Source organism: Actinacidiphila sp. DG2A-62, assembly GCF_035825295.1.
Taxonomy (GTDB): Bacteria; Actinomycetota; Actinomycetes; order Streptomycetales; family Streptomycetaceae; genus Actinacidiphila.
On the sequence record NZ_JAYMGI010000002.1, the window covers coordinates 7861612 to 7885225 of the forward strand.

Genomic DNA, 23614 nt, shown 5'->3' on the forward strand with positions numbered 1-23614 from the left:
TCGTGACTGTCAGTGATCGAACTGACGGACACGGTCACCGGCAGGCGGTGACCGGCGAGTCGCAGGGGAGTGGACGGCGATGAGGACGACGGGGACGGCGACGGTGCGCGGCGCGGGGCGTGACGCGAGGCGTGACGCGAACGCTGTCGGCGGGGCCGGCGAGTTGGTGGCCCTGAACCGGGTGCGCGACGCGCTGGGCCTGGAGTTCGACGAGTTCGAGGTGGCCCTGCAGGTCGGCGAGGTGCGGACGGTCGTCTGCGGGCCGGCGCAGTGGAAGGTGCCGCGCGCGGAGTTCGAGCGGCTGCTCGCCGAACGCGACGGTCCGGACGGCGGACCCGAGGCCTTGCGCGAGCGGGTGCGGCTGGTCAGCAGCGGCGGCGCGGCCGAGGCGATGGGGGCGAGCCGCAACCGCTTCGCGCTCATCGCCCGCGCCGGCGAGGTCCGCCCGGTCCGCTGGTACGTCAACCGGTACGGAGCGACGGTGTGGCTCTACCGCGCCCGGGAGATGGCCGAGTTCGCCGAGCGCCGCCCGGACTGGCTCAAGGGGAGACTGCCGCAGCGGCTGCGCGAGACCGAGCAGGACGCGCTGGACCTCCGAGCGCGCGCCTGGCGGGAGCGCCGCGTCGCCCACCTGGTCAGGGACGCCTACGACGCCTGGGACGAGGCGGCGGTCTGGGCCGCGCTGCTGGGGCCCGACGCGGTCGGCGAGGCGGTGCCCGATCCCGGCGAACGCGCGAGGCTGCGACGGCTGCGGGAGACGCTGCCACCGGGCCGGCCCGGACGAGCCTCGCCGCAGACGGTCAGGAACGTCGTCACGGCCGACGACCCCGACGAGATCGGACACGCCCTGCTCCGCCTGGCCGACGCGCTGAGCCGCGCCCGCGCGCGGCAGCCGGCGCCGCGACCGATTCCCCGGCCGTCGCCCCCGATTCCGCGGCCGGTGTCGTCGCAGGCCGCGCGAGACCTGGCGCCGCGGGGCCAGGGACGGCCGCGGGGACTGCGCAGACTGATGCTCGGCCTGCGGCGCCCGGCCGGACGCGCGCCGGGTGGGCCGGGTGGGCCGGATCAGAGTTCGCCGACGCCGGTCAGGCGGATCACCGCCCGGCTCTCCTCGTCGGAGGCGGCCAGGTCCACCTCGGCACAGATGCCCCAGCCATGATCGCCCTGGGGATCGGCGAAGGTCTGCCGCACCCGCCACAGGCCGTGCTCCGGCTGCTCCTCGATCATCAGCAGCTTCGGGCCGCGCGCGTCCGGGCCGGTGCCCAGGTCCTCGTACTCGTCCCAGTACGCGTCCATGGCGTCGGCCCACGCGTCGGCGTCCCACCCGGAGTCCGCGTCCAGCTCGCCGAGCTGGTCGTACTTCTCCAGCGCGGCCAGCTCCACCCGGCGGAAGAGGGCGTTGCGGACCAGCACCCGGAAGGCGCGGGCGTTGGCGGTGACCGGCTTGACCTGGTCGGCCCGTTCGGCTGCCTCCTCTGCGGTCTCCTCCTCGGGGTTGGCCAGCTGCTCCCACTCGTCCAGCAGGCTGGAGTCCACCTGCCGGACCAGTTCGCCGAGCCAGGCCGTCAGGTCCTGGAAGTCCTCCGACTTCAGGTCGTCCGGCACGGTGTGGTCCAGCGCCTTGTACGCGCTCGCCAGGTAGCGCAGCACGATGCCCTCGGTCCTGGCCAGCTCGTAGTAGGAGACGAACTCCGAGAAGGTCATCGCCCGTTCGTACATGTCGCGGACCACGGACTTGGGCGACAGCGGGTGGTCGCCGACCCACGGGTGGCTCTTGCGGTACACGCCGTACGCGTGCAGCAGCAGTTCCTCCAGCGGCTTGGGGTAGGAGACGTCCTGCAGGCGCTCCATGCGCTCCTCGTACTCCACCCCGTCGGCCTTCATCGCCGCGACCGCGTCCCCGCGGGCCTTGTTCTGCTGGGCGGCCAGGATCTGCCGGGGGTCGTCGAGGGTGGACTCGACCACCGACACCATGTCCAGCGCGTAGGAGGGCGACTCCGGGTCCAGCAGGTCGAAGGAGGCCAGCGCGAAGGTGGACAGCGGCTGGTTGAGCGCGAAGTCCTGCTGGAGGTCCACGGTCAGCCGGACGATCCGGCCCTCGGCGTCCGGCTCCGGCAACCGCTCGACCACGCCGCCGTCCAGCAGCGAGCGGTAGATCGCGATCGCCCGGCGGATGTGCCGGAGCTGCGAGCGGCGGTCCTCGTGGTTGTCCTCCAGCAGCCGGCGCATCCCGTCGAAGGCGTTGCCCGGCCGGGCGATGACCGACAGCAGCATCGCGTGGGTGACGCGGAATCGGGAGGTCAGCGGCTCCGGCTCGGAGGCGATCAGCTTCTCGAAAGTGTTCTCCGACCAGTTGACGAAGCCCTCGGGGGCCTTCTTCCGCACCACCTTGCGGCGCTTCTTCGGATCGTCGCCGGCCTTCGCGAGCGCCTTCTCGTTCTCGATCACATGGTCGGGCGCCTGGGCCACCACGAACCCGGCGGTGTCGAAGCCGGCCCGCCCGGCCCGGCCCGCGATCTGGTGGAACTCCCGCGCCCTGAGCACCCGGACCCGCTGGCCGTCGTACTTGGTCAGCGCGGTGAACAGCACCGTGCGGATCGGCACGTTGACGCCGACGCCGAGGGTGTCGGTGCCGCAGATCACCTTCAGCAGGCCGGCCTGCGCCAGCTTCTCCACCAGCCGGCGGTACTTGGGCAGCATCCCCGCGTGGTGCACGCCGATGCCGTGCCGCACGAACCGCGACAGATTGCGCCCGAAGGCGGTGGTGAAGCGGAAGTTGCCGATCAGCTCGGCGATGGCGTCCTTCTCGGCGCGCGTGCACATGTTGATGCTCATCAGCGCCTGCGCCCGCTCCACCGCCGCGGCCTGGGTGAAGTGCACGATGTAGACGGGGGACTGCCGGGTCTCCAGCAGCTCGGTGAGCGTCTCGGTCAGCGGCGTCGAGCGGTACTCGTAGCTGAGCGGGACCGGCCGGGTCGCCGACCGCACCACCGAGGTGGGCCGCCCGGTGCGCCGGGTCAGGTCCTCCTCGAACCGGGAGACGTCGCCGAGCGTGGCCGACATCAGCAGGAACTGCGCCTGCGGCAGTTCGAGCAGCGGGATCTGCCACGCCCAGCCGCGGTCCGGCTCGGCGTAGAAGTGGAACTCGTCCATGACCACCTGGCCGACGTCCGCGTCCCTGCCGTCGCGCAGCGCGATCGAGGCGAGCACCTCGGCGGTGCAGCAGATGACCGGCGCGTCCGGGTTGACCGACGCGTCGCCGGTCAGCATGCCGACGTTCTCGGTGCCGAAGAGCTTGCACAGGTCGAAGAACTTCTCCGAGACCAGCGCCTTGATCGGCGCGGTGTAGAAGGTCACCTCGTCGCGGGCCAGCGCCGCGAAGTGCGCGCCCGCCGCGACCAGGCTCTTCCCCGACCCCGTCGGGGTGGACAGGATCACGTTCGCCCCCGACACCACCTCGATGAGCGCCTCCTCCTGGGCGGGATAGAGCGAGATGCCCTCGCCCTCGGCCCACGTCGAGAACGCTTCGAAGAGGGCATCGGGGTCGGCTTCGGAAGGGAGCTGATCGATAAGGGTCACCCCTCCATCTTGCCGGTAACGGGCGGCGGAGGCGGCACCGGAGCACGGGAGGGGTGATCATGACCGGTAGGGTGTGCGCTCGACACGGCGTCAACTCCGCCCGCGGGCGGCGGTACAGGGGGCTGAGCAGCACCATGATGGGACCAGCGCACTCGTTGTCGGGAGCGGCGGCATGGCTGGGGGCCGGGGCGGTCGCCGCGGGCCTCGACCACCCGATGCCGTGGCCGACGCTCGTCGTCGGAGCGCTCATCTGCGCGGGCGCGGCGCTGGCCCCCGACCTCGACCACCACGCGGCGACCATCTCCCGGTCCTTCGGCCCGCTGTCGCGCCTGGCCTGCAAGATCATCGACGCCGTCGCGCACGCCGTCTACAACGCCACCCGGGGCAGGCGCGACCCGCGCCGCAACGGCGGCCACCGCACCCTCACGCACACCGGGATATGGGCGGTGCTGATCGGGGTCGGCTGCTCGGCCGCCGCGGTCTACGGCGGACGCTGGGCGGTGCTGGCGATCCTGTTCGTGCACGCGGTGCTGGCGGTCGAGGGTCTGCTGTGGCGGCAGGCCCGGGTCTCCAGCGACGTCCTGGTCTGGCTGCTCGGCGCGACCAGCGCCTGGGTGCTCGCCGACGTGCTGGACGACCCGGGCAACGGCAAGGCGTGGCTGTTCACCGACCCGGCCCAGCACTACATGTGGATCGGCATGCCGATCGTGCTCGGCGCCATCGTGCACTGCGTCGGCGACGCGATCACCGTCTCCGGCTGCCCGATCCTGTGGCCGATACCGATCGGGCGCAAGCGCTGGTACCCGGTGGGACCGCCGAAGTTCCTGCGGTTCCGGGCCGGCAGCTGGGTCGAGTACAAGGTGCTGACCCCGGCGTTCTTCCTGATCGGCGGGGCGAGCGCGCTGGGCGCTCTGGGCGTCATCGGCTGACCCGCCGAGCCCGCGGATCAGCCGTGCCAGGACCGCCACAGCGCGGCGTAGGCCCCGTCCGCGGCGACCAGCTGGTGGTGGCTGCCCAGCTCGCTGATCCGGCCGTCCTCGACCACCGCGATCAGGTCGGCGTCGTGCGCGGTGTGCAGCCGGTGCGCGATCGCCACCACCGTGCGGCCGTCCAGCACCCGCGACAGCGAGCGCTCCAGGTGTCGCGCGGCCCGCGGGTCCAGCAGCGAGGTCGCCTCGTCCAGCACCAGGGTGTGCGGGTCGGCGAGCACCAGCCGGGCCAGCGCGAGCTGCTGCGCCTGGGCGGGGGAGAGCACCGTGCCGCCGGAGCCCACCTCGGTGTCCAGGCCGTCGCCCAGCGCCCGCGCCCAGTCCTCGGCGTCGACCGCCCGCAGCGCCGTCCACAGCTCGTCGTCGCCGGCGTCCGCCCGGGCCAGCCGCAGGTTGTCGCGGAGCGAGCCCACGAAGACGTGGTGCTCCTGGTTGACCAGCGCCACGTGCGCGCGGACCCGCTCGGCCGGCATCCGGGCCAGTTCGGCGCCGCCGAGCGTCACCGCGCCGGTGCGCGGCGCGTAGATCCCGGCGAGCAGGCGGCCCAGTGTGGACTTGCCCGCGCCCGAGGGGCCGACGAGGGCGAGCCGGGTGCCGGGCGCCACGTTCAGCGTCACGTCGTGCAGCACGTCGGCGCCCGCGCGGTAGCCGAAGCGCACCCGGTCCGCGGCGACCTCGCGGCCGTCGGGGGCCACGGCGTCGTCGCGGTCCTCGGCCTCGACCTCGCGCACCCCCACCAGCCGGGCCAGCGACACCTGGGCCACCTGCAGCTCGTCGTACCACCGCAGGATCAGATTGACCGGGTCCACCAGCATCTGGGCGAACAGCGCGCCGGTGGTCAGCTCGCCGGCCGTCACCCAGCCGTTCAGCGCGAACGAGCCGCCGATCAGCAGCACCGCGGCGAGGATCAGCACATGGGTGGTGTTGATGACCGGGAAGAGCACGCTGCGCAGCCACATCGTGTAGCGCTCCCAGGCCACCCACTGGCCGATGCGCAGCCGGGACAGCTCCTCGCGGCGATCGCCGAGGCGGTGCGCCTCGATGGTGCGGCCGGCGTCCACGGACTCCGCGAGCACCGAGGCCACGGCGGCGTAGCCGGCGGCCTCGGAGCGGTAGGCGCTCGGCGCGCGCCGGAAGTACCAGCGGCAGCCGACCAGCAGCAGCGGCACCGCGACCAGCGCCGACAGGGCCAGCAGCGGCGAGGTCACGGTCAGCGCGCCCAGCAGCAGCGTCGCCCACACCACGGCGATCACCAACTGCGGGACGGCCTCACGCATGGCGTTGGACAGCCGGTCGATGTCCGTGGTGATCCGCGACAGCAGGTCGCCGGTGCCGGCCCGCTCCAGCACGCCCGGCGGCAGCGACACCGACCGCACCAGGAAGTCCTCGCGCAGGTCGGCGAGCATCCGCTCGCCCAGCACCGCGCCGCGCATCTGCTGCAGCCGGACGAAGAACGCCTGCACCGCCAGCGCGACCAGGAAGAGGGCGACGACCCGGCCCAGGTGCAGGTCGCGGTGGCCGGTGGACAGGTCCTCGACCATGCCGCCCAGCAGATAGGGGCCCACCATGGACGCCACCACGGCGACGGTGTTCGAGGTCATCAGCAGGGCGAAGTCGCGGCGGTGGCGGGCGATCAGCTCGCGCACATAGGCCCGCACGGTCGCCGACGAGCCGACCGGCAGCGTGGTGCCGCGCTGCGGTGCGGCCGGGTCGAACTCGGGCGGCGGCACGCCGATCATGCGGACTCCTCCATCGTCGGTTCGTTCGCGCCCGCCCGGTCGCCCGGCTCGCCCGGCTCGCCCGGTCCGGCCGGCGCGCGGTCGTGGGGCACTCGCGCCGCCGCCGGGGCGCCGCCCGCGGACCCCGGCTCCGCGCCGCTCTCCCGGGTGACCACCGCGCGGTACCGGGGCTGGGTGCGCAGCAGTTCGTGGTGGCTCCCCGCGGCGGCGGCCGTGCCCTCGTCGACGAAGACCACGCGGTCGGCGCGGTCCAGCACCAGCGGGCTGGAGGTCAGCACCACGGTGGTGCGGCCGGACCTGATCTTGCGCAGGCCGCGGGCGATCCGCGCCTCGGTGTGCGCGTCCACGGCCGAGGTCGGCTCGTCGAGGACCAGCACCTCGGGGTCGGCGACCAGCGACCTGGCCAGCGCCAGCCGCTGCCGCTGGCCGCCGGACAGCGACCGGCCGCGCTCGGTGACGCGGGCCCGCATCGCGTCCCGGGACAGCGCGTCGGCCCCGGTCAGCGACTGCGTCAGCGCCTCCAGCACGTCGCCGCACTGCGCCGCGGCCAGCGCCTCCGGCGCGCCGATCCGGCCGGAGGACGGGACGTCCAGCAGGTCGGCGAGCGTTCCGGACAGCAGCACCGGGTCCTTGTCCTGCACCAGGACGGTCGCCCGGGCCACCGCCAGCGGCAGGTCGTCCAGCGCGAGACCGCCGTAGCGCGCCGACTCCTCGCCCGCGGCGGACGGGCTGTGCCCGCCCAGCCGGTCCGCCAGCCGCCCGGCCGCGTCCGGGTCGCCGCAGACCACCGCGGTCAGCAGGCCGGCCGGCACCCGAACGCCGGTCGCCGGGTCGTACAGCTCGCCGCCCGGCGCCGGCACACCTCCCGGCGCGCCCGCGTCCGCGCCCGACCCCGCGCCCGACCCCGCGTCCGCGCCCGCCCCGGAGCCCGCCCCGGCAGCCGCCTCCGCGCCGGCCCCGGGCTCCGCCGCCGTGCCCGCTCGCGCCGTGCCGTCCCCGGTCGCCGCGGCCCTGCTCAGCCCCAGCACCCGCGCCGCGCGCTTGGCGGACGGGCGGGAGAAGGACCAGGCCATGGCGATCTCCTGGAAGTTGTTCAGCGGCAGCGTCAGGAAGCCCACCGCGCCGTACACGGTGACCAGCTCGCCCACGCCGATGGTGCCGTCGAGCGCCAGCCTGACGCCGTACCAGGCGACGCCGACCAGCAGCAGGCCGGGGAGCGCCACCTGCACCGCGGAGATCAGCGCCCACATCCGCTCGGTGTGCACCGCGGCGGTCCGCACCTCCTGGGAGGCCCTGCGGTAGCGCTCCAGGAACAGCTCCTCGCCGCCGATGCCGCGCAGCACCCGCAGTCCGGCCACGGTGTCGGCGGCCAGCTCGGTGGCCCGGCCCGCCTTCTCGCGCTGCAGGTCGGCGCGCCGGGTCGCGGTGGGCAGCATCGGCAGCACGCCGAGCGCCAGCACCGGCAGCGCGGCGGCCACCACGACGCCCAGCCGCGGCTCGTAGACCAGCAGCGCGACCGCCACCCCGATCGTGGCGATCAGCGCCGAGGTGAAGCGGGCCAGCGCCTCGACGAACCAGCCGATCTTCTCCACGTCTCCGGTGCTGACCGCGACCACCTCGCCGGCCGCGACCCGCCGGGTGAGCACCGAGCCGAGCTCGACCGACTTGCGGGCCAGCAGTTGCTGCACCCGGGCGGCGGTCACGATCCAGTTGGTCACCGCGGTCCTGTGCAGCATGGTGTCGCCCAGCGCGGTCAGCGCGCCGAGCAGCAGCATCAGGCCGCCGGCCAGCGCGAGCCGGGAGCCCGAGTGGTCCACCACCGCCTGCACGGCGACGCCCACGGCCGCGGGGAAGCCGGCCAGCGCGGCCATGTGGAGGGTGCCCCAGGCGGCGGACGCGAGCTGCCCGCGCCACTGCCTGACCTCCAGCCAGAGCAGGAAACGGAAACCTGAGCGGACGTCGGGCACGCCGGGGTCGGGGAACGGGAGGCTGCGTAGCGAGGGCATGATGTCCTGGATCGGAGGTATCGGGAGAAACCAGGCCGGGAGCGGTCAGGAGCCGTGCAAGGCTCGCGTCGCCGCCGACGCCGGGTCAACAGGTTTTCCGCGTGCCGCGCGGAACCGGCCACCGGTCGCGGTACGTTCACGTACAGGTGATCGAGAACGAGGTTACGATGCGACGGCGAACCGGCAGGACGCGAGGCACGGCCACCCCGAGGGCGGCGGCGACGAGAGCCGTGTCCGCGGCGGCGGCCCTGGCCGTGGCGGGGGCGCTGCTGCTGACCGCCTGCGGCGGCGGCTCGGACACCGGCTCGCACGGCGGCTCCCGCAAGGACTCCTCCGCGGCCGGCAAGGGGGCGGACCCGGCGGGCCGCTCCGGGGGACACGCGGCCGCCCCGGTCGCCACCCGCACGCTCCCCGGCGTCGGCGCGAGGCTGTCCGCCCAGGTCCCGGCCGGCGCCCGGCAGGCGATCGTCGTCTACGGCGCGAGCCCCACCACCTCCAAGTCCAGCGTCGCCTTCTTCACCCGCGCGGCGGACGGATGGCACCGCGGTCCCAGCTGGCCGTCGCACAACGCGATCCACGGCTGGACCGTCGACCACCACGAGGGCGACCTGAAGTCACCCGTCGGCGTCTTCACCCTGCACGACGCGGGCGGCCTGCTCGCCGACCCGGGGTCGAAGCTGCCCTACACCCGTTCGACGGCCTTCACCCCGTCCCCGTCGTGGCCGGCCAGCTACCAGCACGACTTCGACTACGTGATCGCCATCGACTACAACCGGGTGGTCGGCACCTCGCCGAGCGACCCGACCCGCCCCCAGGGCGAGTCCAAGGGCGGCAGCATCTGGATCCACCTCGACCACGGCGTCGGCACCTCCGCCTGCGTCACCGTCTCCAAGGACGCGATGCGCTACCTGCTGCGCACGGTCGACCCGGCCGCCCACCCCGTCATCGTCATGGGCGACACCGCGCACCTCGCCGCGAGCTGAGCCCCGGACCCCAACCCGAGCCCCGGACCCGGACCCGACCCCGGCCCCCAACCCGAGCCCCGAGCCCGAGCCCGGACCCGGACCCGGACCCGAGCCCGGACCCGACCCCGACCTCGGACCCGAACCCGGCCGCCCCGCTTGCGGGACCGCCGCGCGCGGAAACACCTTTCAGCAAGACGGCGCAACTTCTTCCGTCCACCGTATTGACGTGTCCGCATCGACGGCGGGAAGCTCCTGCGCGGAGCCCGCGGGACCCGGGCTCCCCTCCCCCCTCCGGCGGCCAGGCGCGTGGCTGCCTTCGCTGGGCACCCCCATGCCCTCTCACCGAAGGAGCCGCCCATGAGATCCCGTGTCCTCAGCGGTGCGCTGGCAGCGGTCGTCGCCGCGGCCGGCCTCATCGCCCTGTCCTCCCAGCAGGGAGCGCAGGCCAGCCCGCCGGGCGGCAAGGACGTCACCGCCACCCTCTTCGAGTGGACGTACGACTCCGTGGCCAGGGCCTGCACCGACCAGCTCGGCCCGGCCGGCGACGGCTACGTCGAGATCTCCCCGGCCACCGAGACCATCCAGGGCGGCCAGTGGTGGACCTCCTACCAGCCGGTCAGCTACAAGCTGCAGAACCGCCTCGGCGACGAGACCTCTCTCAAGCACATGATCGACACCTGCCACGCGGCCGGCGTCAAGGTCGTCGCCGACGCCGTGATCAACCACATGTCCGCGGGGTCGGGCACCGGCACGGCGGGCACCGCCTACACCAAGTACGACTACCCCGGCTTCTACCAGAACCAGGACTTCCACACCTGCCGCACCGACATCACCGACTACCAGGACCGCTCCGACGTCCAGAACTGCGAACTCGTCGGCCTCGCCGATCTCGACACCGGCAGCGACTACGTGCGCGGCACCATCGCCGGCTACCTCAACCACCTGACCTCGCTGGGCGTGGACGGCTTCCGCATCGACGCCGCCAAGCACATCGCGGCCTCGGACCTCGCGGCCATCAAGGCCAAGCTGACGAATCCGAACGTCTACTGGGCCCAGGAGGTCATCTACGGCGCGGGCGAGGCGGTCCAGCCCAGCGAGTACACCGGCACCGGGGACGTCGACGCCTTCCAGGGCGCCTACGACCTCAAGCGGATCTTCACCAGCGAGAAGCTCGCCTATCTCGGCAACTGGGGCGCCTCCTGGGGCGCCGGCTACCTGGCGAGCGACAAGTCCCGCACCTTCGTGGACAACTGGGACACCGAGCGCAACGGCTCCACCCTCAGCTACAAGGACAACGCCACCTACACGCTGGCCAACGTCTTCATGCTGGCCTGGCCCTACGGCTCGCCCAACGTCCTGTCGGACTACGAGTTCTCCGACAACGACGCCGGCCCGCCCAACGGCGGCACCGTCAACGCCTGCTACAGCGACGGCTGGAAGTGCGAGCACGCCTGGCCGCAGATCGCGTCCATGGTCGGTTTCCGCAACGCCGTCTCCGGCACCGCGGTCACCAACTGGTGGGACGACGGGAACAACGCCGTCGCCTTCGGCCGCGGCAGCCGGGGCTACGTCGCGATCAACCATGAGGGCGCCGCGCTGACCAGGACGTTCACCACCTCGCTCGCGCCCGGCGGCTACTGCGACGTGCAGCACCCGGGCACGGTGTACACCGTGGGCTCGAACGGCGCCTTCACCGCGACGGTCGGCGCCGGCGACGCCGTCGCCCTCTACAGCGGCGCCCCGTGCGGCACCGCGGGCGCCGGCGGCACGACCGGCACGGGATCGACCACCGGCGGGACCACCGACCCGGCCTCCGGCGCGTCCTTCGCCGTCGACGCGACCACCGTCCTCGGCCAGAACATCTTCGTGGCCGGCGACAACGCCGCTCTCGGCGGCTGGGACCCGGCCAAGGCGGTGCCGCTGTCCGCGGCGAGCTACCCGGTGTGGAAGGCCGACGTCCGCCTGCCCGCCGGGACGGCCTTCCAGTACAAGTACATCCGGAAGGACGGCAGCGGCGCGGTCACCTGGGAGTCCGGCGCCAACCGGAGCGCGACCGTCCCGTCCGGGGGAACAGTCGTGCTGAACGACACCTGGAGGAATTGACCGCACGTGACCAACAGGTGAGAAACCGGTGTGAACCGAGCCACACCGATTGGCCCCTCTGTGGCGGACTTGGCACACTGTGGCACTCGCCATCGTGACCACAGAGGGGACCCCCACCCATAAAGGGCTTCAGGACATTCCTGCTGCGCGGCAACGTCGTCGACCTGGCGGTCGGCATCGTGATCGGCGCGGCGTTCACCGCGCTGGTGACCGCCTTCGTCAAGGCGTTCCTCACGCCGATCGTCGGACTCGCCAGCGGCGCCACCGGCGATTTCAGCGCCAGGACGTTCCACGCCTCGGGCGTCACGTTCCCCTATGGCGTGTTCATCGACGCGGTGATCAGCTTCGTGATCGTCTCGGCGGTGATCTACTTCCTGGTGGTGCTGCCGATGAACCACATGCAGAAGAAGTTCTTCCCCAAGGCGGCCGGCGCCCCGATGCGGGAGTGCCCGGACTGCCTGACCGCGATCCCGGCCGCCGCCAGGCGCTGCAGCGCCTGCACCGCCCAGGTCACCCCGGTGATCGGCGTCCAGGGCGGCCCGGTCGACGACCCGGCGGACCTGGCGAAGTAGCCGCAGCGGCGGCCGGTGGCGGTCAGCGGCGCAGCGGTGGCGTGCCCGGTCGGGGCGACGAGGCGGCCTCAGCGGCCGGCGCGGCGGCCCGGCCGGGTCCTCGTCCTCCAGGGCGCCGAGCACCGAGGCGAGCGCCGCGCGCTGACCGTCGTCGAGCCGGCCCAGCAGGTCCACGGCGGCCGTCCGCCGTGCGCGGTGCAGCTCCCGTACCGCCAGCGCGCCGGGGTCGAGCAGCTCGATGCGGATCACCCGGCGGTTGTCCGGATCGGGCGCCCGGCGCACCAGCCCCCGCTCTTCCAGCGCGTCCACCAGCGTGGTGACCGCGCGCGGCACCACGTCCAGGCGCTGGGCCAGATCGGCCATCCGGGGCGGCTCGTCGCAGTGCGCGAGGGTGCGCAGCAGCCGCGCCTGCGCCGGAGTGATGCCGAGCGGCTCCATCAGCCGGCGGTGCGCCCGGTGCAGCCTGCGGCTGAGGTCGAGGAGCTGGTCGGCGAGGCGTCCGGTCAGCTCGTCGGCGGACGCGGGATCGCGGGGACCGTCGGCGGACGCGGGCTCCCGGGGGCCGTCGGCGGGCGGGCGGTCCGCGGAGGGCTCGTCGACGACAGCGGTGGTGCGCGGTTCCATGCGTCCGAGGGTACAGGACCTGGCTCATTGTGAGTATAGGTAACAATGACCTACACTCCCTGTGTCAGCGCTGTCGTGTGCCCGCCGGCAGCGGGTCCCCACCCCGCGAGGAGTCCCTTGCGTCCCGAGAACGAGCTGGTGAACCGGTGGACGCCGCCCAAGAGCGGCAAACCCACCGACTGGCGCCGCATCACGCGGCTGTTCCGCCCCTACCGCGGCCGGCTGGCCGTGGTAGGCTTTCTGGTCGCCCTGTCCTCCCTGGTCTCGGTCGCCTCGCCGTTCCTGCTGCGCGCGATCCTCGACACCGCGATCCCGCAGGGCCGCACCGGCCTGCTCAGCGTGCTGGTGCTCGGCATGATCGCCACCGCCGTCGCCAACGGCGTCTTCGGCGTCCTGCAGACCCTGATCTCCACCACCGTCGGCCAGCGCGTCATGCACGACCTGCGCACCGCGGTCTACGCCCGCCTGCAGCGGATGTCGCTGGCCTTCTTCACCCGCACCCGCACCGGCGAGGTGCAGTCCAGGATCGCCAACGACATCGGCGGCATGCAGGCCACCGTCACCTCCACCGCCACCTCGCTGGTCTCCAACGCCACCGCCGTGATCGCCTCGGTGGTCGCCATGGTCGCCCTCGACTGGCGGCTGACCGTCGTCTCGCTGCTGCTCCTGCCGGTCTTCGTCTGGATCGCCCGCAGGGTCGGCCGGGAACGCAAGAAGATCACCACCGAGCGGCAGCGGCAGATGGCCGCGATGTCGGCGATCGTCACCGAGTCGCTGTCCGTCAGCGGCATCCTGCTCGGCCGCACCATGGGCCGCGGCGACTCCCTGACCCGCGACTTCACCACCGAGTCCGAGCGCCTGGTGGACCTGGAGGTCCGCTCCAACATGCAGGGCCGCTGGCGGATGGCCGTCATCGGCATCGTGATGTCGGCGATGCCCGCGCTGCTGTACTGGGCGGCCGGCGTCACCGGCGGCCACGGCGGTCCGGCCGTCTCCCTCGGCACCCTGGTCGCGTTCGTCTCGCTCCAGCAGGGCATGTTCCGGCCCACCGTCTCGCTGCTGGCCACCGGCGTGCAGGTGCAGACCTCGCTCGCGCTGTTCCAGCGCATCTTCGAGTACCTCGACCTGCCCGTCGACATCACCGAGCGCCCCGAGCCGGTGCGCCTGGAGCGCGCCCGCGGCCACATCCGCTTCGAGTCCGTCGACTTCTCCTACGAGCCCGACGAGCCGGACCAGGGCGCCAAGACCCTGCGCGGCATCGACATCGACCTGCCGGCCGGCCGCAGCCTCGCCGTCGTCGGCGCCACCGGCTCGGGCAAGAGCACCCTCAGCTACCTGGTGCCGCGGCTGTACGACGTCACCGGCGGCCGGGTCACCCTCGACGGGACCGATGTGCGCGACCTGTCCTTCGACACCCTCGCCCGCGCCGTCGGCGTCGTCTCCCAGGAGACCTACCTGCTGCACGCCTCCGTCGCCGACAACCTCCGCTTCGCCAAGCCCGACGCCACCGACGAGGAGATCCGCGAGGCGGCCCGCGCCGCCCAGATCCACGACCACATCGCGGCGCTGCCCGACGGCTACGACACCCTGGTCGGCGAGCGCGGCTACCGCTTCTCCGGCGGCGAGAAGCAGCGGCTGGCGATCGCCAGGACCATCCTGCGCGACCCGCCGGTGCTCATCCTGGACGAGGCCACCAGCGCGCTGGACACCCGCACCGAGGCCGCGGTCCAGCAGGCCATCGACGAGCTGTCCGCGGGACGCACCACCATCACCATCGCCCACCGGCTGTCCACCGTCCGCGACGCCGACCAGATCGTGGTCCTCGACGCCGGCGAGATCGTCGAGCGCGGCACCCACGACGAACTCCTCGCCGCCGACGGCCGGTACGCCGCACTGGTGCGCCGCGACGCCCGCCTCGCCGCCACCGCGCGGTGACCCGGACCGCGGCCACGGCGGCGACTTCCGCGGCGGCCCGGACCGGGACCGTGGCTCCCGCGGCGGGCCGGGCGGTGCTCCGGCGGGCGCGGGTCTACGAGACCGCGCCCACCGCGCCCGCCGCGGCGCGCGCCGCCGCCGCGTCCTGCTCCGCCAGCAGCGCGCGGACCTCGCGGACCGCCGTGCGTCCCGCGCGGTTGGCGCCGATCGTGCTCGCCGACGGGCCGTAGCCGAGCAGGTGGACCCGCGGGTCGCCGGCCACCCGGGTGCCCTCCATCCGCACCCCGCCGCCGGGCTCGCGCAGCCGCAGCGGGGCGAGGTGGTCCAGCGCGGCCCGGAAGCCCGTGGCCCACAGGATCACGTCGGCCTCCAGCGTCCTGCCGTCGTCCCAGGCCACCCCGTGCGGCGTCACGCGGTCGAACATCGGCTCACGGCGCAGCACACCGCTCGCCCGCGCGGCGCGCACCTCCTCGGTCGCCGCCAGCCCGGTCACGCTCACCACGCTCTGCGGCGGCAGCCCCCGGCGCACCCGCTCCTCGACCCTGGCCACCGCCTCGCGCCCCCAGTCCTCGGTGAACGGCGCGCTGCGGAAGACCGGCGGCCGGCGCGTCACCCACGTCGTCGAGGCGACCTCGGCCAGTTCCATCAGCAGCTGCACCGCGGAGGTCCCGCCGCCGACCACCACCACCCGCCGCCCGGCGAATTCGGCCGCGCCGCGGTAGCCCGCGGTGTGCAACTGCCGCCCGAGGAAGGTCTCCTGGCCCGGGTAGTACGGCACGAACGGCCGGTCCCAGGTGCCCGTCGCGTTGATCAGCGCCCGCGCCGACCACACCCCCGCGTCCGTCTCCACCCGCAGCCGGCCGCCGTCCCCCTCGCGTACCGCGGTGACGTCCACCGGGCGGTGCACGCGCAGGTCGAAGGTCCGCTCGTAGCGGTCGAAGTAGGCGCTCACCACCTCGGCGGACGGCCGGTCCGCCGGGCCGTCGACCAGCGGCAGGCCGGGCAGGTCGTGCACGCGGTGCGCCTTGCCGTAGGTGAGCGAGGGCCAGCGGAACTGCCAGGCGCCGCCCGGTCCGGGCGCGTGGTCGAGCAGCACGAAGCCGCGGTCCGGGACGAGGCCCGCCCTGCGCAGGAAGTACCCGGCCGACAGGCCCGCCTGGCCCGCGCCGATCACCGCGACGTCCACGTCCACCGGCTCCGCCGCCCCTGCCGACCCCGCGCCCGTGTGCCGCGTCCCGCTCCCGCTCGATTCGCTCATGTTCCGGACAACGGCACGGCCGGGGCGAACCTTCCCGGCCGCCCGGCCGCCCCGGGCCCGGCGGCTCCCCCGGAATCACCGTGGTCGCCGGAGCCCCCGGAGCCGCCGGCCGCGGACGGCATACGGGGGTCGCTGGCCCAGCGGCGCAGCCGCGACACGCGGTCCGCGGCCTCTTCCAGCCGGCCCAGCGGCAGGTCCCCGTCGGCGACGGCCCGCGCCGCCGCGGCGTGGATCGCCTCGCGCACGCCCGCGCCGCTGGACGGGCCGAGCCTGACCAGGTCGACGCCGGCGATCCAGGCCAGCACCGCCGCCCCGGGCACGCCCCAGCCGTCGACGATCGACGGCGTGTCGAGCACGTCGGTCACCACCACGCCGGCGTACCCGAGTTCGCCGCGCAGGACGCCGGTGATCGCGGACCCGTCGAGCGCCGCGGGCAGGCCGTCGGCCGCGTCGTCGCCGGGGCCGTCGCCCGCGGGGGAGTGGCCCGCGGTGATCGCCCGCACGCCGGCCGCCGCGCCCTCGGCGAACGGCCGCAGGCTGCCCGTCCCGGTGAAGGGGCCGAGCGCCGCGGCGACGCCGTGCGTCTGCAGGTCGGTGACGAAGTCGCGGGTCCGCTCGGGGACCCGCGCCGGCCGCACGCCGAGGTGCAGGTTCGCGCCCGTCGCGACGAGTTCGGCCGCCGCCGCGCTGCCGCCGACCTGGCCGCGCGGGCCGGGGTGCCCGGCCAGCGCGTCGGGGTGCGCCGCGCGCAGCGCCCTGGCGGCGTCCCGCGCCGCGTCCCCGTAAGCGTGTACGGCGACGCCGGGCGTGCCACGGTCCAGGCCGCGCAGGATCCAGTCCGGCAACCGTCCGCCGCGTCCGCTCACCGACGGCAGCAGGCACGAGTCGACCAGCACGGCGAGCCGGTGCGGCGCGTTCACGTGATGTCCCCCTTCGGGACGCGGCAACGGGGAGCCCGTCCCTGGCCCGGTGAATGGTACAGACCAATCTCCCGTCACGGCAATCGCCCGTGCCCCGCCAGACCCAGCGGACCCAGCCCGACGCCCCTACGCCGCACGGCTGTCGGCCCGCACCTTCGCTGGTACCGCCCCCGCTACGCACCCCGTCCGCGCGGCGCGCCCGCGGCTCGCGCGGGCCCGCCCGAGTCGTGCCCGGTTCCCCGCGGCGCGCCCGGCGGCGGGTGCGCGCCGCGCGGCGGGCCGGTGGGCGACCATGGAGGCATGGCCGACCACCCCAGCTCCACCCACAGCCCGGCGCCGGAACCGTCCTCCGGCTCCGCCGCCCCCGCCTTCGCCAGCCGCCTCGTCGACGTCACCACGGGATCGCGCGAACAGGTCCACGACCTGACCGGCGCCTGCGAGGCGTTCCTGCGCGAGGCGGCCGGCGGCCGGGACGGACTGCTCAACGTCTTCGTGCCGCACGCCACCGCCGGAGTCGCCCTCATCGAGACCGGCGCGGGCAGCGACGACGACCTGCTCGCCGCGCTGCGCGACCTGCTGCCGGCCGACGACCGCTGGCGGCACCGGCACGGCAGCCGCGGGCACGGCCGCGACCACGTGCTGCCGGCGCTGGTCCCGCCGCACGCCACCCTGCCGGTGATCGGCGGCCGGCTGGAGCTGGGCACCTGGCAGTCCGTGGTGCTGGTGGACACCAACGTCGACAACCCCCGGCGCTCGGTCCGCCTCAGCTTCCTCGGCTGACCGCGGCGAGGACCGGGCGCGGAGGCCGCCGGCCGACGGCCCCCGCGGCTCAGCCGCCCAGCACCTGTCCCAGGTCGTAGCTCACCGGCTCCTCCAGCTGCGCGTACGTGCACGACGCCGGATCGCGGTCGTCGCGCCAGCGCCGGAACTGCGCGGTGTGCCGGAACCGGTCGCCCTGCATGTGGTCGTACGCCACCTCCACCACCCGCTCCGGCCGCAGCGGGACCCACGACAGGTCCTTCCCGCCGGACCACCGCGAGGGGCCGCCGGGCAGCCGGTCCCGGCCCTGCGCCTCCTCGCTGGTCCACCGCTCCCACGGATGGCCCGCCGCCGAGTCCATCCGCAGCGGCGCCAGCTCCTCCATCAGCTCCCGGCGGCGGGCCATCGTGAAGGACGCGCAGACGCCGACGTGCTGCAGCCGGCCCCGCGCGTCGTACAGGCCCAGCAGCAGCGAGCCGAGCACCGGGCCGCTCTTGTGCGCCCGCAGCCCGGCCACCACGCAGTCCGCGGTGCGCTCGTGCTTGACCTTGACCATGGTCCGCTCGCCCGGCCGGTACGCCGCCGCCGGCGGCTTGGCGACCACGCCGTCCAGACCCGCGCCCTCGAACGCGTCGAACCAGCGCAGCGCCTCCTCGTGGTCGGCGGTCACCGGCGTGGTGAACACCGGGGCCGCCGCGCCGCCCAGCGCCTCGGCCAGCGCCCGGGCCCGGTCCGCCTGCGGGGCGTCGAGCAGCCGCGCGTCGCCCAGCGCCAGCAGGTCGAAGGCGACCAGCGAGGCCGGCGTCGCCCCGGCGAGGTGCCGCACCCGCGAGTCGGCCGGGTGGATGCGCTCCAGCAGCGCGTCGAAGTCCAGCCGCTCGCCCCGCGCGATGACGATCTCGCCGTCCAGCACGCAGCGCTCCGGCGTGTGCTCCAGCACCGCGGCCACCACCTCGGGGAAGTAGCGGGTCAGAGTCTTGCCGGAGCGGCTGCCCAGCTCCACCTCGTCGCCGTCGCGGAAGACGATCGCCCGGAAGCCGTCCCACTTGGGCTCGTAGAGCATGCCGGGCGGGATCTTCTTCGCCGACTTCGCCAGCATCGGCTCCACCGGCGGCATCACGGGCAGGTCCATGCCGTCGATTCTGCTCGGCCGCGCGCCCCCTCGCGCGCCGAGAAGCGCGTCCGGTCCGCCGGTCCTAGCGTGGACCCATGGCAGAGACGCTGGAACTCGACGCCGGCGGGCGCACGGTCCGGGTGACCAACCCGCAGAAGGTCTACTTCCCCGAGCGCGGCTTCACCAAGGGCGACGTGGTCCGCTACTACCTCGCGGTCGGGGCCGGCATCCTGCGGGTGCTGCGGGACCGCCCGACCACGCTGGAGCGCTACCCCGACGGGGTGGACGGCGAGTCCTTCTTCCAGAAGCGGGCCCCGAAGAACCTGCCGGACTGGATCCCCACCGGCCGGATCGCCTTCCCCAGCGGCCGGTACGCCGACGAGATCTGCCCCACCGAGCCCGCCGCCGTGCTGTGGGCGGCGAACCTGGGTTGTCTGACCTTCCACCCCTGGCCGGTGCGCAGGAACGACACCGAGCACCCGGACGAGCTGCGCATCGACCTCGACCCGCAGCCCGGCACGGACTACGCCGACGCGGTGCGGGCCGCGCTGGAGCTGCGGGACGTGCTGGCCGGCCTCGGGCTGACCGGCTGGCCCAAGACCTCCGGCGGGCGCGGCCTGCACGTCTTCGTGCCGATCGCCCCCGAGTGGACCTTCACCCAGGTGCGGCGCTCGGCCATCGCCGTCGCCCGCGAGCTGGAGCGGCGCGCCCCCGAGCGGATCACCACCGCCTGGTGGAAGGAGGAGCGCGGCACGAAGATCTTCGTGGACTACAACCAGACCGCCCGCGACCGCACCATCGCCTGCGCCTACTCCGTACGGCCCAAGCCGCACGCCCCCGTGTCCGCGCCGCTGCGCTGGGACGAGCTGGACCGGGCGGTGCCGGCCGACTTCGACCTGGCCACCATGCCGGCCCGGTTCGCCGAGGCCGGCGACGTGCACGCGGACATGGACGAGCACGCCTTCCGGCTCGACGCCGCGCTAGAACTCGCCGCGCGCGACGAGCGCGACCACGGCCTCGGCGACCTGCCCTACCCGCCCGAGCACCCCAAGATGGACGGCGAGCCCAAGCGCGTGCAGCCCAGCCGGGCCAGGAAACCGTCCTGACCCGGCCGGGCGCGCGTCCTCACCCGCGCCCGAGCAGCTCCACCTCGGACAGCGCGGTCGCTCCGCCCCCGGCCGGCGGGATGAAGTCGAACCGCACGTACCGGTAGTCGCCCGGGGCGCTCGCCGGGGTGAACGCCCGGGTCTGCTGCCGCCACGGGAACGCCTCGCCGCTCCTGCGGTCCAGCACCGTCCAGTGCACGCCGTCCGCGGAGCCGCTGACCGTCCAGCCCGCCGGATCGCCGCCGGACTGCTCGGCGCTGGTCAGCGTGTACTGGTCGATGTGACCCGGCCGGTCCAGCCGGTAGGTCACCGAGGCCGGTCCGGACGGCAGGGCGACCGCCGTGGCGGAGGTGTCGTCGAACAGCGCGGCCGGGTCGGCGCCGCCGCTCGCGGTGGCCGTGCCGCGGCCGGCGCCGGTCAGGTCGGCCGGCGGGTTCGGCGCCGCCGAGCCCCGCGTCGGCGACGGCGGCGCGTCCGCCGCGCTCGTGCCCCACGCGGACGGCCGCGGACCCATGGTGAAGTCGATGGTCCCGCCGTCCGCCAGGTCCGCGTGCCGGACCCAGGTCCGGTCCGAGCTCCTGCCGTCGATCCTCAGCGACTGCACGTAGATGTTCCGGTCGCAGTTGTGGTGCGCGGTGATGGTCAGCGGCCGGCCGCCGACCGGGCTGACGGTCACCCGGTCGTACAGCGGCGACCCGATCGCCCAGGTCGGCGAGCCGGACTGCAGCGGGTAGAAGCCGAGCGCGTTGTCGATGTAGAACGCCGACATCGAGCCGTTGTCCTCGTCGCCGGGGTAGCCCTGGCCGATGGTGCTGCCGGTGAACAGCCGGCTCTCCGCGTCGCGCACGTGCTCCGCTGCCTTGGCGGGCTGTCCCACGTAGTCGTACATGTAAGGCACGTGCATGGACGGCTGGTCGTTGAACGCCCACTGCCCGACGCGGTCGTCGCGGGACTCGAACATCTCGTGGTACGGGCCGAGCCAGCTGCCGCCGAACTGCGCGGTCTCGGGCGTGGCGAAGAACGCGTCGAGCTTGTCGGCGAGCGCCGCCCGGCCGCCGTACAGGTTCGCCAGCCCGTTGCCGTCCTCGGGGACCGCGAAGGCGTACGTCCAGCCGTCGCCCTCGGTGTAGTCGGTGGCGTTCCAGTCGCGCGGGTCGTACGCGGACGGCGACTGCTCGAAGGCGCCGTCGGCGTCGCGGGCCTGGAAGAAGCCGGTGGCCGGGTCGAACAGGTCCACGTAGTGCCGGGCGCGGTCCTCGAAGTAGGTGTAGTTGTCGAGGTACTCGCGCCGGTGCGGGTCGCCCGCCTTCGCCGTCCGGTACAGCTTCAGCGACATCTGGGCGATGCCGTAGTCGGCCACGTAGTCCTCCAGCGACACCGACGCGCTGGACCCGGTGGTCTGCGGGGTGTAGCCGAGGAAGGTGGAGTGCTGCACGTCGGGCCGGCCGGTCAGGCCGGAGGAAGGGATGGTGGCGTCCTTCACCGCGGCCTCGTAGGCGCCGCGCACGTCGAAGTCGGTGACCCCGCGCAGGTACGCGTCGGCGATCGCCACGTCGGAGTTGGTGCCGCTGAAGCCCAGGTAGCCGGGCGCGGTCCACTGCCCGATCCAGCCGCCGTCGCGGTACTGCTGCACGAAGCCGTCGATCATCTCGCCGGTCAGCTTCGGGTAGAGCAGCGAGTCCAGCGCCCACGCGGTGCGGTAGGTGTCCCAGAAGCCCTCGTTGGCGTACGGCTTGCCGTCCTCGACCGCCGAGCCGGTCGCGGTCGGCGTGTTCGGGCCGGTCGCCTGCGTGTAGGGGCTGGCGTAGCGGTAGACCGGCGCGGCGGCGGTGCCGGTGTTCTCGAACAGCTCGTTCGGGTAGAGGTTCAGCCGGTACAGGCTGGAGTAGAGGCTGACCAGCTGGTCCTGGGTCGCGCCGGAGACCTTGATCACGCCGAGCGCGGCGTCCCAGGTCTTTTGCGCGGCGGCCCGCACTTGGTCGAAGCCGGCCCCGCCGACCTCCAGCCGGAGGTTGTGCCTGGCCTGGTCGAGGCTGATCGCCGAGGTCGCCACGCGCATCGTCAGCTGCCGGTCCGCGCCCAGACCGAAGCCCGCGTAGCCGCTCACCTTGTCGCCGCCACCGCCGGGCAGCGTGCCGCCGCCGGTGATCGGACGGTCGAAGGTGGCGTAGACGAACATCCGCGGCGCGCCCCAGAACCCGGAGGTGTCGGTGTAGCCGCTGACCACGCCGGCCCGGGCGTCGACGGTCAGGCCGCCGTTGTTGTTGACGTTGTCGAAGATCAGACTGCCCGTGTCCGAGGGGAAGGTGAACCGCATGACGGCCGCGTGGTCGGTGGGCGTCATCTCCGCGCGCAGGCCGTCGTCGAAGGTCACGCCGTAGTAGTCGGCCCTGGCCGTCTCGTGGTCGTGGCTGAACGGCAGCGCCCGCGAGGCGCGGTCGGCGGTCGTCGGCGCGGCGGAGACGGACGGCATCACCTGGAACGTCTGGTGGTCCTGCACCCAGATGCTCGGCTCGTGGCTGAGCGCCAGCGCCTGCAACCGCGGCTCGTTGTCCGCGTCGTTGCCCTGCTGGTAGGCGTAGACCGTGCCGGTGCTGCCCGCGTCGGTGACCGGCGTCCAGAAGTCGAAGCCGTGCGGCAGCGCGGTGGCCTGGCACGTCGTTGCCGCGCGAGTAGTCGCCCGAGGAGTTCGTGCCGCGGGTGGTGATCACACACGTCGAGGGGTGCGCGCAGTCGTCGGCGGGCGGCGCCTGGCCGATCCTGATGTCGTCCAGCCAGCCGGAGAAGTGCGCGGGACCGCCGGGGCCTTCGTAGCCGACGAGGACGCGGGTGATCGTCCTGCCCGCGGCGACCTTGCCGATGTCGGAGGTCACCTGGTTCCACTGGTCGCTCTGCAGCACCTTCGAGTCGCCCTGGCCGCGCGGGTTCAGCGGCTTGCCGTACTGGTCGGTGGCGCCGAGCGTGCTCAGGTGCGTGCCGTCGCTGAACGCGAGGTCCACCGAGACGTACGTACTGGGGTACGCGGGGTCCAGGCTCGCCCGCTCGGGGAAGACGTCGTACGACAGCCGGGTGTCGGGGCGCACCTTCAGCGAGAGCCGGTAGAGCTTGTCGGACGCCGAGCCGTGCTCGCCCAGCTGCCAGCCGGCGTAGCGCAGGGCGTGGGTGCCGGTGAAGCCGACGTGCGTCTTGGCGGTGGGGCTCGACGCCGGGCCGTCGCCGATCGCGGCGGTCATGCCCGGGTCCGCCGACGGGGCGGCGGCCAGCGCGAGTTCGCCGAGCTGGGTGCGGGCGTCGCCGTCGTTTGCCAAGACCGCGAGCCGGTAGTGCCCGTACGCCCCCGGGTGCGCGACGGTGAACAGCCGGGTCTGCGCGCGCCGTCCGAAGCTCTGCCCGGTCTCGGTGTCCACGGTGTGCCAGCTCCGCCCGTCGGCCGAGCCCTGGAGCGTCCAGGATCGCGGGTCCTGCGCGGGCGAGTCGGCGCCGGAGGTCAGCGCGTAGACGGTGATTCGCGCCGCCGAGGTCAGCGCCACCGTCAGCCGCGGTGAACTCCCCTCGGCCTGCCAGGACGTGGCGGTGTCGCCGTCGACGGCGCGGGCGGCGGTGTGGTCGGGCGGCACGTCGCCGGACGCGGTGACGCCGGCGACCGAGGACATCACGGAGCCGGGCAGCCCGGCGCCGGAGTCGGGGTAGACGCCGGAGACGTCCGGGCGCCCGCCGTGGCCGTCGTCCGGCGTGCTCTGCCAGTCGGGCGCGGGGTCGGCCGGTTCGAACGACGTCGTGAACGCGCCGCGCCCGCCGTCCTGCCGTGGGGGATCGGCGAGCGCGCTGTGCGCGGGCAGCACGGACAGCACCGCGCCGGCCAGCGCCGCCGCGGTGACGGGCAGCGAGTGTCTGAGACGCCGCTTGCGTGCGGGGCGAGCGGGCAGGACCACGTCCAGGCTCCTT

The 23614-nt window shown here is 74.1% G+C and carries 16 protein-coding genes and 2 pseudogenes; 9 read left to right on the top strand and 9 right to left on the bottom strand.

Annotated elements, in window-relative coordinates; all coding sequences use genetic code 11:
* Positions 1 to 79: 79 nt before the first annotated feature.
* On the top strand, positions 80 to 1159 hold the full coding sequence (locus VSR01_RS34685; RefSeq protein ID WP_326452942.1) for a DUF6397 family protein: 1080 nt from the start codon (positions 80 to 82) through the stop codon (positions 1157 to 1159).
* On the opposite strand, the gene VSR01_RS34690 is transcribed toward VSR01_RS34685, so the two are convergent.
* Complete coding sequence (locus tag VSR01_RS34690; RefSeq protein ID WP_326452943.1) at positions 1066 to 3579, bottom strand: DEAD/DEAH box helicase; 2514 nt, start codon at positions 3577 to 3579, stop codon at positions 1066 to 1068. The genes VSR01_RS34685 and VSR01_RS34690 overlap by 94 nt on opposite strands.
* A gap of 134 nt (positions 3580 to 3713) precedes the next feature.
* Here VSR01_RS34690 and VSR01_RS34695 point away from each other — a divergent pair, with 134 nt between their 5' ends.
* Positions 3714 to 4508, top strand: a complete 795-nt coding sequence (locus VSR01_RS34695) for a metal-dependent hydrolase (RefSeq protein WP_326452944.1) — start codon at positions 3714 to 3716, stop codon at positions 4506 to 4508.
* Between the two features lie 17 nt (positions 4509 to 4525).
* On the opposite strand, the gene VSR01_RS34700 is transcribed toward VSR01_RS34695, so the two are convergent.
* Positions 4526 to 6307: an ABC transporter ATP-binding protein gene (locus VSR01_RS34700; RefSeq protein WP_326452945.1), complete on the bottom strand. Its 1782-nt coding sequence runs from the start codon at positions 6305 to 6307 to the stop codon at positions 4526 to 4528.
* Positions 6304 to 8313: an ABC transporter ATP-binding protein gene (locus tag VSR01_RS34705; protein WP_326452946.1), complete on the bottom strand. Its 2010-nt coding sequence runs from the start codon at positions 8311 to 8313 to the stop codon at positions 6304 to 6306. The genes VSR01_RS34700 and VSR01_RS34705 overlap by 4 nt, the downstream gene beginning before the upstream one ends.
* A gap of 167 nt (positions 8314 to 8480) precedes the next feature.
* Here VSR01_RS34705 and VSR01_RS34710 point away from each other — a divergent pair, with 167 nt between their 5' ends.
* From VSR01_RS34710 to VSR01_RS34720, 3 genes are all read left to right on the top strand, one after another.
* The gene (locus tag VSR01_RS34710; RefSeq protein ID WP_326452947.1) at positions 8481 to 9296 is read left to right on the top strand and encodes a hypothetical protein; all 816 of its coding nucleotides are present in this window, start codon (positions 8481 to 8483) and stop codon (positions 9294 to 9296) included.
* 339 nt (positions 9297 to 9635) lie between these two features.
* Positions 9636 to 11381, top strand: a complete 1746-nt coding sequence (locus VSR01_RS34715) for a carbohydrate-binding module family 20 domain-containing protein (protein ID WP_326452948.1) — start codon at positions 9636 to 9638, stop codon at positions 11379 to 11381.
* Between the two features lie 179 nt (positions 11382 to 11560).
* A complete protein-coding gene (locus VSR01_RS34720) occupies positions 11561 to 11953 on the top strand; it encodes an MscL family protein (RefSeq protein ID WP_442785606.1) in 393 nt (130 codons plus the stop codon).
* 93 nt (positions 11954 to 12046) lie between these two features.
* On the opposite strand, the pseudogene VSR01_RS34725 reads toward VSR01_RS34720, so the two are convergent.
* A pseudogene (locus VSR01_RS34725) lies at positions 12047 to 12577 on the bottom strand (MarR family winged helix-turn-helix transcriptional regulator); the annotation flags it as partial.
* A 117-nt stretch (positions 12578 to 12694) separates the two neighbouring features.
* Here VSR01_RS34725 and VSR01_RS34730 point away from each other — a divergent pair.
* Positions 12695 to 14512: an ABC transporter ATP-binding protein gene (locus tag VSR01_RS34730; protein WP_326452949.1), complete on the top strand. Its 1818-nt coding sequence runs from the start codon at positions 12695 to 12697 to the stop codon at positions 14510 to 14512.
* A gap of 94 nt (positions 14513 to 14606) precedes the next feature.
* On the opposite strand, the gene VSR01_RS34735 is transcribed toward VSR01_RS34730, so the two are convergent.
* Together VSR01_RS34735 and VSR01_RS34740 are read right to left on the bottom strand one after the other, a co-directional pair.
* Positions 14607 to 15770 carry an NAD(P)-binding domain-containing protein gene (locus VSR01_RS34735; RefSeq protein ID WP_326452950.1) on the bottom strand — a complete coding sequence of 388 codons (1164 nt, stop codon included), beginning with the start codon at positions 15768 to 15770 and terminating at the stop codon, positions 14607 to 14609.
* Entirely contained in the window at positions 15767 to 16690 is a 924-nt protein-coding gene (locus tag VSR01_RS34740; RefSeq protein WP_326452951.1) for a glycoside hydrolase family 3 N-terminal domain-containing protein, read from the bottom strand. The genes VSR01_RS34735 and VSR01_RS34740 overlap by 4 nt, the downstream gene beginning before the upstream one ends.
* 300 nt (positions 16691 to 16990) lie before the next feature.
* Between VSR01_RS34740 and VSR01_RS34745 the strand changes: the two genes are divergently transcribed.
* Complete coding sequence (locus tag VSR01_RS34745) at positions 16991 to 17470, top strand: secondary thiamine-phosphate synthase enzyme YjbQ (protein WP_326452952.1); 480 nt, start codon at positions 16991 to 16993, stop codon at positions 17468 to 17470.
* 49 nt (positions 17471 to 17519) lie between these two features.
* On the opposite strand, the gene VSR01_RS34750 is transcribed toward VSR01_RS34745, so the two are convergent.
* Entirely contained in the window at positions 17520 to 18581 is a 1062-nt protein-coding gene (locus VSR01_RS34750) for an ATP-dependent DNA ligase (protein WP_326452953.1), read from the bottom strand.
* 77 nt (positions 18582 to 18658) lie between these two features.
* On the opposite strand from VSR01_RS34750, the gene ligD reads away from it, so the two are divergent.
* On the top strand, positions 18659 to 19669 hold the full coding sequence (ligD, locus tag VSR01_RS34755; RefSeq protein WP_326452954.1) for a non-homologous end-joining DNA ligase: 1011 nt from the start codon (positions 18659 to 18661) through the stop codon (positions 19667 to 19669).
* A gap of 19 nt (positions 19670 to 19688) precedes the next feature.
* Here the strand turns inward: ligD and VSR01_RS34760 are convergent, their stop codons facing one another.
* Complete coding sequence (locus VSR01_RS34760) at positions 19689 to 22310, bottom strand: GH92 family glycosyl hydrolase (protein ID WP_326453974.1); 2622 nt, start codon at positions 22308 to 22310, stop codon at positions 19689 to 19691.
* A gap of 188 nt (positions 22311 to 22498) precedes the next feature.
* On the opposite strand from VSR01_RS34760, the gene VSR01_RS34765 reads away from it, so the two are divergent.
* Positions 22499 to 22771 (top strand): hypothetical protein, encoded by a 273-nt coding sequence (locus VSR01_RS34765; RefSeq protein WP_326452955.1) that lies wholly within the window; start codon positions 22499 to 22501, stop codon positions 22769 to 22771.
* Between the two features lie 335 nt (positions 22772 to 23106).
* On the opposite strand, the pseudogene VSR01_RS34770 reads toward VSR01_RS34765, so the two are convergent.
* A pseudogene (locus VSR01_RS34770) lies at positions 23107 to 23322 on the bottom strand (hypothetical protein); the annotation flags it as partial.
* Positions 23323 to 23614: the final 292 nt, after the last annotated feature.

Bases quoted from the DNA above. Each gene is read 5' to 3' on its own strand.
- ligD (WP_326452954.1), top strand. From the start codon at position 18,659: ATGGCAGAGACGCTGGAACTCGACGCCGGCGGGCGCACGGTCCGGGTG.
- VSR01_RS34750 (WP_326452953.1), bottom strand. From the start codon at position 18,581: ATGGACCTGCCCGTGATGCCGCCGGTGGAGCCGATGCTGGCGAAGTCG.
- VSR01_RS34745 (WP_326452952.1), top strand. From the start codon at position 16,991: ATGGCCGACCACCCCAGCTCCACCCACAGCCCGGCGCCGGAACCGTCC.
- VSR01_RS34710 (WP_326452947.1), top strand. From the start codon at position 8,481: ATGCGACGGCGAACCGGCAGGACGCGAGGCACGGCCACCCCGAGGGCG.
- VSR01_RS34715 (WP_326452948.1), top strand. From the start codon at position 9,636: ATGAGATCCCGTGTCCTCAGCGGTGCGCTGGCAGCGGTCGTCGCCGCG.
- VSR01_RS34735 (WP_326452950.1), bottom strand. From the start codon at position 15,770: ATGAGCGAATCGAGCGGGAGCGGGACGCGGCACACGGGCGCGGGGTCG.
- VSR01_RS34705 (WP_326452946.1), bottom strand. From the start codon at position 8,313: ATGCCCTCGCTACGCAGCCTCCCGTTCCCCGACCCCGGCGTGCCCGAC.
- VSR01_RS34700 (WP_326452945.1), bottom strand. From the start codon at position 6,307: ATGATCGGCGTGCCGCCGCCCGAGTTCGACCCGGCCGCACCGCAGCGC.
- VSR01_RS34685 (WP_326452942.1), top strand. From the start codon at position 80: ATGAGGACGACGGGGACGGCGACGGTGCGCGGCGCGGGGCGTGACGCG.
- VSR01_RS34695 (WP_326452944.1), top strand. From the start codon at position 3,714: ATGATGGGACCAGCGCACTCGTTGTCGGGAGCGGCGGCATGGCTGGGG.